Below are 12431 nucleotides of genomic sequence, written 5' to 3' on the forward strand. Positions count from 1 at the left end.
GATCACCAGTGTTTGATGTCCGTACTGCCGTCGCTTTGAGCCATCAGGCTGCGGTCTCACGGTATGATTAAGTTTGAGTTGTTGTTGTTGCCTACTCCATAGGCACAGTGCTACATTTGACCTGCAGCCGTGTGCAGGGTGGGATGATAATCCGTAAATAGCATCCTTTGATTGCGATCTCTATAACCCCCCTTCCTGGATAGTACTTAGCGAATAACTTGCCCCTGTGGTTGCGGATTTCTTGTACAGTAGGATGTTTCATGATGATTGCCTCCGTTTCGTTGTTTTGTTGGTTAATTTATTGCTTGAAATCATGTTACAACGCTTTAGGCTGACAGGATATAGCTGACGGACATACTGATAATCAGCGTAAAATTGCCTGTCAGTATCCCTGTCAGCTAGCGTAAAATTGACTAATTAACATGTCTTGTATTGACAAAATATTCTATGTGTGCTATATTATATATAACAATATAGTTTTAACTAACTTGTTAGCACATTGATTATTCTACTTTTGCTGTCAGCCCTCTGATTATTGCGGATTTTACCTGTACTTTAGAACAAAGGACAGGTAATGACGCGATAATCAAATAGAAAAGGAGGGTATCTAGATGGCAAGAATTAAATATGGCTGTTATTTGCTGGAAGATGCACATTGTTATGTAATTACAAATGCGGATTTGGATTACGCGGAAGATGTAACTGACGAGTCTTTTACCAACCCGCCCATTAAGATGACAGTGGAGGCTGTTGACAGGGATTGGGAATCTGCCTTTGACGCTGAAGAGAATCCCATGAATCATTCGAAGCTCTGTGACAACCTGATGGCCGTTTTGCGTGGGGAGATGCCAGAGTTTCGCCTGACTGGCGTAAATGTAGATGAAACTGGCATCTATCTGGTATACTATTCAACGTTACCACCTGAAAAATTTTATGACGGCACAGAAGGATACAGCGGTGGACAGATTCTTGTTCATGGAAATTATACGCTCTTGTTTGAAGTCGAATACCTTGATGGTTCACCAGTGAAACAATACCGTGTGGAATCCCAAAAAGCGGAAGACGGCGACAACAGGATTCAGGTGACAGAGTATGTCGGTGGACACAAATACCGCAAACTGGAGTTTTGCGACAAACATCCTGGTATTCCATATGCACCTGGTGGACAGTGTTGTATTATTACAGAATATTAAGAGCAGAATAACAACACAAAGGCTGCGGCTTCGGTCGCGGCTTTTTCTTGTAATATTAGGGAGTATATTGTATAATATTATCAAATATCACAATATGGGTGGTGAACTTGATAGTGGGCACAAATAAATCGGAAGCGGTAAAGAAAGCCTTGGAGAACATCCGCAAACCAAATGGGGATAAAACGCGACCTAAGAAAGAAATAAACACTGTTGAATCTATCGTTCCAAGCGTATGGAACGAACTCAAGCTGGAAGGAAATCCTGATTGTAAAATGCTTGAAAGTCTGCTTATTAGAATAATAAATGATCTATATGGTGATTGGGATCAGGAGGACAACAAAGATGAGTCGCGGAAAAAAGCGAAATTGCGGGATATAACCTTATTATCTTTCGGGCTTTTAGATGGTTATCCTCATACAAAAGGCGGGGCAAATATCTGGCTAAGTGATCGATATGAAGAGTATCTTGATAATAGCGACTTTATCGAACTTGAGTATCCAGGTCAAGGAACATATCAGGAAATAAAAAAGGCAACCAATATCAGAAATAAACGTGAAGATACGCATGTGCAGCCTACACCATTAAACACGCTTACAAAGATTTCAGGGGATGGCAGGGATGCTGTTAGAGATGAATTATGCAAAAAGTCAAACAATAGGGCAGCTTATAAACAATATTGTAACGAGGCCATAGAAATACCAGTATCTGAATTGACGTCAATATGTTACACTACAGACAATTTTTCCCCGGTCAGAAAGCCTGGGAATCTAACAGTAGCGTTAAGTGATGACGAGATGGGAAAGCCTGGTAAAACAAGTGAAAAAACAACAGACCAAGATCTGAAAAAAGAACCTAGGGTTAAACCTATTAAGCCAAACCCTTCAGATCCACCAGCTCCTATAATTGATGATTCACCCGATTTACACTCGAAACTTTCCAAAATGACAGGTTGGCTAAAAGTTGCAGTTACCGTGTTGATAGTATCAGTATTCGCTTTGGCAATTATCGGGATTGGAGGTATTATCACTACACAAAAAGCAATTTCGTTGGCTATGGAAAATTCAAAAGTAAATCAGAAACCATACAGTATTAAGTTTCGGAATCCAGATGAGTGGCTTCCCTTCGGAAAAAGTTATTATTTAACGGTAGAGCCAAAACCGAGCGATGGCACGCTGGAAGGGTTAAGATGTGAGAGTAAAAATCCTGATATTATAGAAATATTGTCTGAGCCAGAATTACATATTCAAGCTATTGAAGAGTCGGAAGACAGCAAAGAATGCAATGTTCGCATAAAAGCATATATGTCATATAACAAGAGTATTAAAGACGAAATGACTGTACATGTAATAAAAGACGGCGAAAACGAACCTGCGGGGAGGGGCGGGACTGCTGACGGAACACCCGATACCCCAAGATAAAAAGCTGACTGATAATTATGGAGGAGAATGCTGTATGAGATTTTCTAATATAACCTCTTTGATGAGGGTAGGGACATTAGTTATTGTCATGGCTATCCTATTGGCTCCTATGACAGTTTTCGCCTGGGGCGACAACTTTGGTTATAACCCAGAGACTGGGAAAAACGGGCGTTCAAGTTATACAACTGAAGAGATAAATGAAGGAATCCTGGGAAACCGGATTGTCCTTAACTCAATTTCTGATAGTATGCCTGTTGGTGATGGGATTAATGGTGGCAGTGAAAAGAACTTTGTTGCGGCAAGGGAGTGTATTTTGCTTGAAGATGGCAGTTGGGAAGGCGTAACTGAGAATACCAAATGGTACGGTAATGATATAACAGTTGAGGATGGTAAATACTATATCATTAGAACGTATGTTCATAATAATAATCCAAACGGAGAAAATGCTGTCGCAGAGGATGTTCATGTGTCTTTCAGTATTCCCAATGAATATGACGAAGAAAATAAGCAGATCCAGGTCAATGGTTATATTGATTCCTCAAACGCTACACCTTCTGAATATTGGGATTACATAAATCTGATAAGTGAGACACCTTTCCATCTTGAGTTTATCAATAATTCCGGGCTACTTGAGAATAACGGCATCGGTTTAGGTGGATTGATCCTGAGTGATGATGTGGTAAAAGCCAAGAGTGGCGGTGTCTTAATAGGCTATGATGCGCTTGATGGAAGGATTCCCGGATGCTATCAATATGACAATTTTGTAACGATAAAAGTACGGGCTGTTTTTGATTACGAATACACAGTTGAGCAAAAAGTCCGTCTTGCTGATAGTGACAATGATTGGGAAGATGCAATAGAAGCCAAAGTTGGAGATAAAGTTGAATTCCGCATTGGATATAAAAACACTAGCGACAAACAACAAGATGGTGTGACCATTAAAGACATTCTTCCATCTAATTTGAAGTATGTTGATGGCACAACTGTTTTGAAGAATAGCACTCATCCGAATGGTGCTACTGCTGCCCACGACTACCTTGTAAAAGAAGGTACTAAGATTGGTAGCTACGGTTCGGGCGCAAATGCTTATATCCGTTTCAAGGCAGAAGTAGTTGACGACAATTTAAAGACAGGAGCAAATACTCTCACTAACTGGTCACAAGCCGGGGTGGGACTAAAAACAATACAAGACCACGCTTCGGTTATCGTGTATAAAAATGCTGCATGGTTTCCCATCGTAACTACTATACTGGTTGTCCTGATTGTATTATGTTTTATCATTATTGTTGTATTATTGCTTTATAAATGGAAAATCAAAAAAATCTAAAATGAATATATTTTTCTACTACCTTTTACAAAGGACGTTTCATAGCGTCCTTTTTTGATGCCTTCAAGTTTATATTTATGCCCCATTTCTGTCTTATCAAATACTTTTCTAATATTTTTATGTCCAAAGGTTAAATTTCCAATCCTCTCGATGACTCCCGCAATGAAGAGGCGATGTAATCGCTCTTCCAAAATCATATCACAAGGAGGAATACCTATGAAGTATCCTAACATTGAATCCGTTGTCGAAACATTTTCCGGGGATGTAGTTGATACCATCCCCACCAAACGTAGCGTAAACGCGTTGCTTACTCCACGCCCGCTTAGGTTACTGCAGGAAAATGCCCTGCTAGCGGCCAGCGAGAACAGGTGCCGTGCAATGTTAGCACAATCAGCCATTAACGATACCGCCAGTATCGCCATGTCAGTTGACCGTCTAGCAAGTTTAGCTCCGTCTGGAAAACCCTATTACCAGAGGATCTTATCAGCCTACGCCGATACCGCCACAAGAACCATAGAAAGGTGGTGATCGAATGCTCGATATCATTATCTTAATTCTTTTAGGCGTCTGCCTGATCATAGCGGCAGATTGCTTGCTAGAGAAATACTATGATCTAAAAAGAATCGTGGAAGAAAAGGACGATTTTGAGAAACTGATGCGTAAACAGCTAGAGCTTGATGCCGCAAGGCTTAAGGCGCAGGAAGATTTACTCCACGAAGCTTGCCGTTCATGGGCAGAAGATGCTGGCAGCGATGAATAGGAGGAGGAAGCCGTCATCAACACATTGTTGACTTTTTTACAACATTAAGATTTAGCTACACTAAATTACTATTTAACCCCTGTTAAGGGGTGTCCAGTCGTTCTAACAGTTTTTATTTCTTATGTTTGGGATCAGGGCTGCTTTGGGGTACAATGGGCGTCAAAGCAGCCAACCAAAGAAAGGAACATGTATTATGGAAAGAATAATCAACAACACAGAAGCCAAAGACAATTCGGGCAAACGTTATGCTACCCTCCTCATTGATCCACCATGGGACATTATGCAAAAAGGGGCTTTTGGTGCAATTCAGCACTATAATCTGATGTCACTGGAACGTATCAAAGCAATGCCAATCAAAGAGCTGGCGGCAGACAATAGTCATTGCTGGCTCTGGGTAACAAATAATACGCTGCGATCTGGTTTTGACGTTCTAGAGGAATGGGGCTTCACCCCTCGCTCCGTGTTCACTTGGGTTAAACTTCGGATGGGACTTGGAACTTATCTGAGAAACTGCACAGAGCATATTCTGTTCGGGACTCGCGGGAGAGCTCCTGTACGTTGTAAAAATCAGATAAATTTTGGTGTTTTTCCGCTTCAAGATCACTCACACAAACCCGAAGAAATACACAAAATCATTGAACGGGTTTCTCCACCAGATTATCTTGAGCTCTTTGCACGTCGCCGACAACTCGGCTGGGATGTATGGGGCAATGAGATTGAAAGTGATATCGTTATTCCCGGTTATCCCGTGCCGCAGTATAGTGATAAAGTGCCAAAGTGGGAGGTGTGATGTTTGGAGCCACCAAAAGGATTGATCACCCGGATACTCGAACTTGCTTTCATGCTGGCGTTGAGTGCCTACCTCATCAGAACGGCGGCATATTGGATACAGGAAGTCTGGCCAATTCTTCTCACCATCGCCATTATCGTCACTGTCACCATCATCGGTATTCGTATTTGGAGACATAGACACGATGATTTGGGAAAATGGTAGAAATAAGCACAAGAAACATAGGAAGGAGTGGGCATTCTTGAAGCATCCAATTGAAGGCCTGGTCTGGCGCGAGCTGGTCTGGGCGCGACCTTACAAAATAGAAACCGTCTGGGAGACTCTCTCACATTTAGCGGCATTATCGCCACGGGGAGCAGTTATCTGGGAGGTACACAGCCGGAACGGGAAAGTGCGTTACCTCCTTGGAGCCGCCAAGCGGTATATCAGAAATATTGAAGAGGCAATTAAGGCACATGGCGATATCCAGTTCCATGAGGTGAGTGCAGAAAAACGTATAGCTGTTACTGCCGCCCGACAACTCAAGATTAGCCGTCCGATACTCTCCCTCAAAACCGACATTACACAGGCAGTAATTCGGGCGGGGCTGGCGGCGTTGACCGAAGATAAAAGCGGCACAGAAATAGTAATACAAGTTGTACTGGGGAGGGCTTATGCCCCTTCCCCAGTACCAGCCAACCTCGTCGACCCTAATGCGACATGGCTACAAATACTTCTTGGTGATGTGCAAAAAGCCACCGCTGAGAGCCGTAAAACTGTCAAAGAAAAATCCGAACAACATACTTTCCAAGCTACTATCCGTATTGGTACAACTGGAGAAAATACGAGCTTCCAGATACACAGTATTATTAGCGCGTTCAAGGTATTGGAGGCGGCAGGTGTACGCATCCGGGAGGAAGACAGTAAGATTTCCGACCTCAACACTGCTCATGTACCGTGGCATTTTCCCTTACAACTATCTGTCAAAGAATTAGCTAACTTTCTGTTGCTTCCTGCTGGGGAGGAAGAATTACCCGGAACGCCGGGTTTGCATCCAAAACTCACTCTGCCGCCTAACTGGTACAAGAATCCGACCAACCAGAAGAATGACCGCAGTTTTGCCGTCAGCATGAACGCGACAAACCCGAAGCGACTAAGTATTTCTCCAAGAGATAGCTTGGAACACTGTCACCTCATCGGTCCGACAGGCAGCGGAAAATCAACTGCTATGTTGCACCTGATTTTATCAGATATTAATGCTGGAAGAAGCGTCCTTGTACTCGATCCTAAAACTGACCTTGTGAACGATGTACTGATGCGGATTCCCGAAGAACGCATTGATGATCTAGTAATTATCGACTCGTCCGATTCCTGCCCCTGTGGGTTCAACCCGTTGGCGTTCAAGGATTATGGCAGCCCCTCGCTGATTGCGGATGCCATCCTCTCCGTTCTTAAGGAGATATTTAGTGATTGTTGGGGCATATATACACAAGATGTTTTGACAGCTGCACTTCTGACACTTGTAGGAGTAGAGGATGCCACGCTTTTATGGTTGTTGCCACTACTGACGGATGAGAATTTCCGGCGTAAAATCACCAGCAAAGTTAAAGACCGCATGGCACTCAGACCATTCTGGGAACAATTTGAGGCTTTACGGGATACAGAGAAGAAACAACAAATCTCTCCTGTCCTGAATAAACTCCGGCAACTGACTCTTAGACCGGGGTTAAGAAATGTCCTTGGACAAGCCAAGCCGAAGTTTTCTCTGATGGATTTATTCTATAAGCGCAAAGTTGTACTTGTTCCCCTAAACAAAGGATTAACCGGAGGAGAAAGTGCTAGGCTCTTAGGCTCACTAATTGTCGGCTTAACTTGGACACTGGCACTGTCACGGGCGGGTATTCCAGCAGAGAAACGTCACATTGTAGAAATCTACATCGATGAGCTTCAGGATTATCTCAGCTTGCCAACTGATTTATCCGACGCTTTAGCACAGGCGAGAGGCTTAGGCGTAGGGTTAACACTGGCGCACCAATATAGAGACCAGTTACCCATCAACATTCGCTCTGGGATTGATGCCAATGCGAGGAACAAAATTGTGTTTGGACTTAGCAGCAAGGACGCAAAGGATATGGCAGCAATGGCACCAGAACTTACAGCCGAGGATTTTATGACTCTGCCCCGTTACCAGATTTATACCTCGTTCCAATCAAATGGTAGGAACACTGGCTGGGTACAGGGCAAGACTTTATCGCCACCGCCAGCTTTGCGAAACGCTGCTGACCTTAAGGCTAGCTGTCAAGCCATCTATGGTATTCCAGCAGAACAAATTGAGGAGGAATACCTCAACATATTTACCACTAATAACAGAAACGCCGAGGAGAACCCCGGCGACATTAATATCGGAAGGAAGAAAAGACCATGACGAACCGACTGACGAACGGAGACAGCAAACCACAAGCGGAAACGCCCGCAGTACCGGACTTTTCCCGTTACAAGGTATGCGATTCCTACTCCGTACCGGTTACAGACTCTACTTCTGCAGGTACCACCCCTGATACCGACAGCCCTATATCTCAGCGGATATCTAGGAGAAAGTTGCAGGAGATTGACAGCCGCTTAGGAATACGTGACCGGGAGGTACTTCTGGCGGCACAGAAATATCGCTATCTTATGACCGGACAAATTGAGCGGCTATTATTCACCGATGCTGCTAACCCTTCTGCCGGACTCCGGGCTGCCAGCCGCAACCTCAAGAAGCTATGTAATTTTGGACTGGTTGACAGCCTCTCCCGGAGGATTGGCGGAGTAAGAGCCGGGTCTAGTTCACTCATCTGGTATCTGACCCATGCCGGGGAAAGGCTGCTTCGGCTGCACCACAACAAAGCACATCCTATACGGAGGTTCTTTGAACCTAGCCCTCATCATTTAGCTCATACTTTGGCGGTTGCAGAAATTGCTATCCGACTGACAGAGATTTGCCGAGAGCATGAACCAGAGATTGCCTCTCTACAGCTGGAGCCGGAGTGCTGGCGGACATACAGTAACGCCGGGGTGGCACTCTCCCTCAAGCCCGACCTCTATGCGGCAACTACAACCAAAGAATATGAAGACCGTTACTTTATCGAGGTTGACCTTGATACCGAATCACCCGTAAAGATTATTGAGAAATGTCAAAGATACCACACCTATTACCACAGCGGACTAGAGCAGATGGAATCAGAGATGTTTCCTCTTACGATTTGGATTGTGCCAAGTATCACCCGGAAAGAAAAACTTATCCGACACCTAAAAGCAGTTTTTGATAAACAACCGAAACTATTTGCCATAATCACCAGTGACGAGTTAGAGCAACTTATCTTAGAGGGAGGGGATCGGGGGATGCTGTGTTGATCCATACCGCCTCCAAAGAAACAAATAATGAATATAGAAAGGAAAACATATATGACAGTAAAAAGAAAACGCGGACGACCGATGTCCTCACATAACGTATCTGTTACGCCAGAGTTCAGAGAGATGCCGGATATTGAGAAATTGGGCAGAGTATTGATTTCTGTCGCAATTAATCGCTCTAAAACTAAGGACAGTAACAAAGCAGTAGATGATACTGCGGTAAAATCTACTGCTATGGAAGATAGGGGGATGTTATGACATAGTTTCAAATTACAAACCTATTCCCCCATACAAAATATCATAGGCGACTGTCCAAACAATATCTGTTTTACCAAAAGATAAATGTCTGGATAAAGCCAGAAAGGAGGATTAAAGAGCAAAAGACAAATAACACAAAAACCAAGTAAACATTGCAGTATGATGCGTGCCTGTAGTTTGGGGCGCATCCGTATATGCCCCATCCTGCCGCATATGGCTGCTAGAAAGGAGGGCAAATGTTTACTAAAAGATTTGGTCTGGAGATTGAGTTCACCGGGATTACCCGGACAGAAGCTGCAGAAACTGCCGCACATTTCTTAGGCGGCACGATTGACACTGCCGGGGATTATTATGATACCCATAAAATCACGGCTCCCGATGGGCGGATCTGGAAGATCATGTATGATGGCAGTCTCCACTGCCAGAAGAAGGAGGGGCGAAGAACCATATCCGCTGATGATAGTTACAGTGTGGAACTGGTTAGCCCCATCCTGCTCTACCGGGAAGATATTAACCGGGTACAGGCTTTAGCTAGAAGACTCAGAAAAGCCGGAGGATTTGTCAACAAGTCCTGCGGCATCCACATCCATCTCGACGGCTCCAACCATACACCCAGAAGTATCCGCAACTTCATCAACATCATCTATGCGCATAATGATCTGCTCTATAAGTCACTGCAGATTATGCCGGAAAGGGTACGTTATTGTAAGAAAATGGACGCTATCTTAGTAGAGCGGATGAATGAGGTTAAGCCAAAGACGCTGGAACAGATAGAATCTATCTGGTATGAGAATTATACGGGCAACCGTAACGGTCACTACCATACCAGCCGCTATCATTTTCTTAATCTACACAGTTTCTTCCACGGTAACCACACAGTAGAACTGAGGGGGTTCAACAGTACGCTCCATGCTGGCAAGATCCGAGCCTACATCGTACTGGCGTTAGCGCTCAACCATCAGGCATTGACGCAGAAAAGCGCCAGTTACCGCAAAGTACAGGAAGAAAATGAGAAATTTGCCATGCGGGTGTGGCTCAACCGTATTGGGTTTATCGGCGATGAGTTCAAGAGCTGCCGGGAGCATCTGTACCAGCATCTAAGCGGCAATGCCGCTTGGCGGTACGGCTCCAGAGAGAATGTCAGGAGTCACATTAACACCAGAAACACACAGAATGGAGGACAAAACATATGATGGGAACCAACAATCCAATCAAAGACAGATTCTATATCGCCTACGGCTCCAATCTCAACTTAGAGCAGATGGCAAAACGCTGTCCGACAGCAGAGGCTGTAAAAGCCACATATCTTAAGAACTACCGGTTGATGTTCCTGGGTAAAAGTACTGCCGTAGCCACGATTGAGAAACGCCAAGGCAGTAAAGTTCCCATCCTCATCTGGCGGTTGCAGCCAAATGATGAGCATAATCTCGACATTTATGAGGGCTATCCTCATCTTTACCGCAAAGAAATGCTAAAGGTGACGGTGGACGGCAAACGGGTGCAGGCGATGGTTTATATCATGAACAAACGACTACACCCATATGGTACGCCATCCCGCAGTTACTTTGACACCATCCGGCAAGGTTATAAGGATTCTGGGTTTGACGCCAAAATCCTGTGCCAAGCCGTACTGGACTCGGTCTGGGAGTCACATTTGTCTAAAAAGTACGAGGGAGGTGAATAGGATGACGGAGAGAATTAAAGAACAGATTGAAGCCATCCGGCAAAGCGGAGAAACTAATATGCTGGATGTAAAGATGGTACAGTGGCTTGCTAACCGCGACAACTACTTTGAGCTGATAATTTATCTGGAAGAACACAGAAAAGAGTACCTTAACTATCTCTTTACTGGTGAAGCTCCGGAAGAATAACACACATTAGCCCATAATTATTCCAGCAAAACAAGACTTGCTGGAATATGCAATCAGAGTGATAGATGTGTGTAAGCAAACGAAAGGAGCAAAACGTGAACATGAAGTACAATTACAACCTTAGCGGCAGTAATAGAAAGCCGCTGATTGAAGCCATCAGCCAGATATTAGATCAACCCGCTGCATACCAAGGCGCACCTAGTTTCTCCTATATCATTGGCAATTATACCGTAGACCGTAATGGTGTACTATCGTATAACAGCACCGTCCATCCCGACTTCGCAGCGGTTCTTGTCGGTGATTTACAAGAACGGGGCTTTGTGGCAGAAACGGTAGCCATAGATAATCCAGCAGAGGAACCCGGTGTGGAAGAATTTATGACGGAAGTATCTGTTGGCGAAGAAACTCCAGCAGACGAGGTAACGGAGGTTTTGGCAGGAGAAACCACAGCAACAGAGCCTATTATTGAGGAAATTGCTGCTAAAGAAGCTACAGCCACGGGAACCACCGTAGATGGGACAGAACCGGAAGAAATTACTACAGATGAGAATCTGCCAGATGATACAATACCAGATAGTGACACGCCAAATCAACTGACCATCGAGATCGCAGACACCGGGTTTACTCCCGAAGCACGAGCGAATCTGGAAAAAATCGTTGCCAGTAAAGCGACACTACTTAAGCAGGCTCTGGAAACAGGCAACCTGTCGATTGTAGAAACTGACGGTAAAATCACCTTCCCATGGTTCACACTACATGGACTAGATGGCGAAGCCGATGCTTACAGCCGCTTAGTTACCGCTATCTGTAACATGGCAAAGCGTCAGAAGCGAGTGACAGCAACAGAGAAGCCGATTGAGAATGCCAAGTTCGATATGAGGCTGTTTCTGATCAGGCTCGGCTTTATCGGGGACGAGTACAAAACCGCTCGGAAAATCCTACTCAGAAACCTCACCGGCAACAGCAGTTGGAAATCTGGTCATAAGCCGGAGCGTGATACGGACACCGTAATCTCGTCATATCCGACAGAGACAGCATCGTCAACTACGCCGAAACTCGTATTTCCGCCAGAGGAGATAAGCATTATAAGAGCTGAGCCAGAAAAAGAAGATGAGGAAGGTGAATTTTATGGCAAATAATTTCCCCGACCAGCGCACTGTAGAACAAGTGCGGAAAATGTACCCCAGAGGCACACGGGTAGAACTTATCCGAATGGATGACCCCTACAGCCTCCTTAAACCCGGCGATAAAGGCACAGTGCGCTTAGTTGACGATACTGCAACAGTGTTTGTTGACTGGGACTCTGGTTCCGGGCTTGGTGTTGTATATGGGGTTGACCGGATACGGAAGTTATAGTTCCATCGCTAGTACCTTAATCACAGCAGTAAAATGCTGCAAAACACACCAGTCTGCCCCATAGCGGGCAGACTTTCCATAATACT

General features: G+C 44.6%; 15 protein-coding genes. 14 read left to right on the plus strand and 1 reads right to left on the minus strand.

Annotated features, from left to right (window positions below):
- Positions 1-611: 611 nt before the first annotated feature.
- From VSQ62_RS29340 to VSQ62_RS29350, 3 genes are all read left to right on the plus strand, one after another.
- The gene (locus tag VSQ62_RS29340; protein WP_334638403.1) at positions 612-1193 is read left to right on the plus strand and encodes a hypothetical protein; all 582 of its coding nucleotides are present in this window, start codon (positions 612-614) and stop codon (positions 1191-1193) included.
- A gap of 107 nt (positions 1194-1300) precedes the next feature.
- Positions 1301-2611: a hypothetical protein gene (locus VSQ62_RS29345; RefSeq protein ID WP_334638404.1), complete on the plus strand. Its 1311-nt coding sequence runs from the start codon at positions 1301-1303 to the stop codon at positions 2609-2611.
- A 34-nt stretch (positions 2612-2645) separates the two neighbouring features.
- Entirely contained in the window at positions 2646-3938 is a 1293-nt protein-coding gene (locus VSQ62_RS29350) for a hypothetical protein (RefSeq protein WP_334638405.1), read from the plus strand.
- On the opposite strand, the gene VSQ62_RS29355 is transcribed toward VSQ62_RS29350, so the two are convergent.
- Positions 3935-4360 carry a hypothetical protein gene (locus tag VSQ62_RS29355; RefSeq protein ID WP_334638406.1) on the minus strand — a complete coding sequence of 142 codons (426 nt, stop codon included), beginning with the start codon at positions 4358-4360 and terminating at the stop codon, positions 3935-3937. The genes VSQ62_RS29350 and VSQ62_RS29355 overlap by 4 nt on opposite strands.
- A gap of 110 nt (positions 4361-4470) precedes the next feature.
- On the opposite strand from VSQ62_RS29355, the gene VSQ62_RS29360 reads away from it, so the two are divergent.
- The 11 genes from VSQ62_RS29360 (at position 4471) to VSQ62_RS29410 (ending at position 12345) form a co-directional block, all read left to right on the plus strand.
- Entirely contained in the window at positions 4471-4698 is a 228-nt protein-coding gene (locus tag VSQ62_RS29360; protein ID WP_334638407.1) for a hypothetical protein, read from the plus strand.
- 193 nt (positions 4699-4891) lie between these two features.
- Positions 4892-5488 carry an MT-A70 family methyltransferase gene (locus tag VSQ62_RS29365; RefSeq protein WP_334638408.1) on the plus strand — a complete coding sequence of 199 codons (597 nt, stop codon included), beginning with the start codon at positions 4892-4894 and terminating at the stop codon, positions 5486-5488.
- A 3-nt stretch (positions 5489-5491) separates the two neighbouring features.
- On the plus strand, positions 5492-5692 hold the full coding sequence (locus tag VSQ62_RS29370; protein WP_334638409.1) for a hypothetical protein: 201 nt from the start codon (positions 5492-5494) through the stop codon (positions 5690-5692).
- Positions 5693-5729: 37 nt separating this feature from the next.
- Positions 5730-7892, plus strand: coding sequence for a type IV secretory system conjugative DNA transfer family protein (locus VSQ62_RS29375; RefSeq protein WP_334638410.1), 2163 nt, complete (start codon positions 5730-5732; stop codon positions 7890-7892).
- Positions 7889-8860, plus strand: a complete 972-nt coding sequence (locus VSQ62_RS29380) for a replication-relaxation family protein (RefSeq protein ID WP_334638411.1) — start codon at positions 7889-7891, stop codon at positions 8858-8860. The genes VSQ62_RS29375 and VSQ62_RS29380 overlap by 4 nt, the downstream gene beginning before the upstream one ends.
- A 51-nt stretch (positions 8861-8911) precedes the next feature.
- Positions 8912-9118, plus strand: coding sequence for a hypothetical protein (locus tag VSQ62_RS29385; RefSeq protein WP_334638412.1), 207 nt, complete (start codon positions 8912-8914; stop codon positions 9116-9118).
- 236 nt (positions 9119-9354) lie between these two features.
- Entirely contained in the window at positions 9355-10311 is a 957-nt protein-coding gene (locus tag VSQ62_RS29390; RefSeq protein ID WP_334638413.1) for an amidoligase family protein, read from the plus strand.
- Positions 10308-10802 carry a gamma-glutamylcyclotransferase family protein gene (locus VSQ62_RS29395; protein WP_502957870.1) on the plus strand — a complete coding sequence of 165 codons (495 nt, stop codon included), beginning with the start codon at positions 10308-10310 and terminating at the stop codon, positions 10800-10802. The genes VSQ62_RS29390 and VSQ62_RS29395 overlap by 4 nt, the downstream gene beginning before the upstream one ends.
- A gap of 1 nt (position 10803) precedes the next feature.
- On the plus strand, positions 10804-10989 hold the full coding sequence (locus VSQ62_RS29400) for a DUF5049 domain-containing protein (RefSeq protein ID WP_334638414.1): 186 nt from the start codon (positions 10804-10806) through the stop codon (positions 10987-10989).
- A 101-nt stretch (positions 10990-11090) separates the two neighbouring features.
- Complete coding sequence (locus VSQ62_RS29405) at positions 11091-12128, plus strand: hypothetical protein (protein ID WP_334638415.1); 1038 nt, start codon at positions 11091-11093, stop codon at positions 12126-12128.
- Positions 12118-12345 carry a DUF4314 domain-containing protein gene (locus VSQ62_RS29410; protein WP_334638416.1) on the plus strand — a complete coding sequence of 76 codons (228 nt, stop codon included), beginning with the start codon at positions 12118-12120 and terminating at the stop codon, positions 12343-12345. Before VSQ62_RS29405 ends, VSQ62_RS29410 begins: the two co-directional genes overlap by 11 nt.
- Positions 12346-12431: the final 86 nt, after the last annotated feature.

It is taken from the genome of Sporofaciens sp. JLR.KK001, assembly GCF_036941055.1.
Lineage (GTDB): Bacteria > Bacillota > Clostridia > Lachnospirales > Lachnospiraceae > Sporofaciens.

What these genes read in the sequence shown, in the direction of transcription:
- VSQ62_RS29340 (WP_334638403.1), top strand. Translation starts at nt 612, where the DNA reads ATGGCAAGAATTAAATATGGCTGTTATTTGCTGGAAGATGCACATTGT.
- VSQ62_RS29350 (WP_334638405.1), top strand. Translation starts at nt 2,646, where the DNA reads ATGAGATTTTCTAATATAACCTCTTTGATGAGGGTAGGGACATTAGTT.
- VSQ62_RS29355 (WP_334638406.1), bottom strand. Translation starts at nt 4,360, where the DNA reads ATGGCGATACTGGCGGTATCGTTAATGGCTGATTGTGCTAACATTGCA.
- VSQ62_RS29360 (WP_334638407.1), top strand. Translation starts at nt 4,471, where the DNA reads ATGCTCGATATCATTATCTTAATTCTTTTAGGCGTCTGCCTGATCATA.
- VSQ62_RS29365 (WP_334638408.1), top strand. Translation starts at nt 4,892, where the DNA reads ATGGAAAGAATAATCAACAACACAGAAGCCAAAGACAATTCGGGCAAA.
- VSQ62_RS29380 (WP_334638411.1), top strand. Translation starts at nt 7,889, where the DNA reads ATGACGAACCGACTGACGAACGGAGACAGCAAACCACAAGCGGAAACG.
- VSQ62_RS29385 (WP_334638412.1), top strand. Translation starts at nt 8,912, where the DNA reads ATGACAGTAAAAAGAAAACGCGGACGACCGATGTCCTCACATAACGTA.
- VSQ62_RS29390 (WP_334638413.1), top strand. Translation starts at nt 9,355, where the DNA reads ATGTTTACTAAAAGATTTGGTCTGGAGATTGAGTTCACCGGGATTACC.
- VSQ62_RS29395 (WP_502957870.1), top strand. Translation starts at nt 10,308, where the DNA reads ATGATGGGAACCAACAATCCAATCAAAGACAGATTCTATATCGCCTAC.
- VSQ62_RS29400 (WP_334638414.1), top strand. Translation starts at nt 10,804, where the DNA reads ATGACGGAGAGAATTAAAGAACAGATTGAAGCCATCCGGCAAAGCGGA.
- VSQ62_RS29405 (WP_334638415.1), top strand. Translation starts at nt 11,091, where the DNA reads ATGAAGTACAATTACAACCTTAGCGGCAGTAATAGAAAGCCGCTGATT.
- VSQ62_RS29410 (WP_334638416.1), top strand. Translation starts at nt 12,118, where the DNA reads ATGGCAAATAATTTCCCCGACCAGCGCACTGTAGAACAAGTGCGGAAA.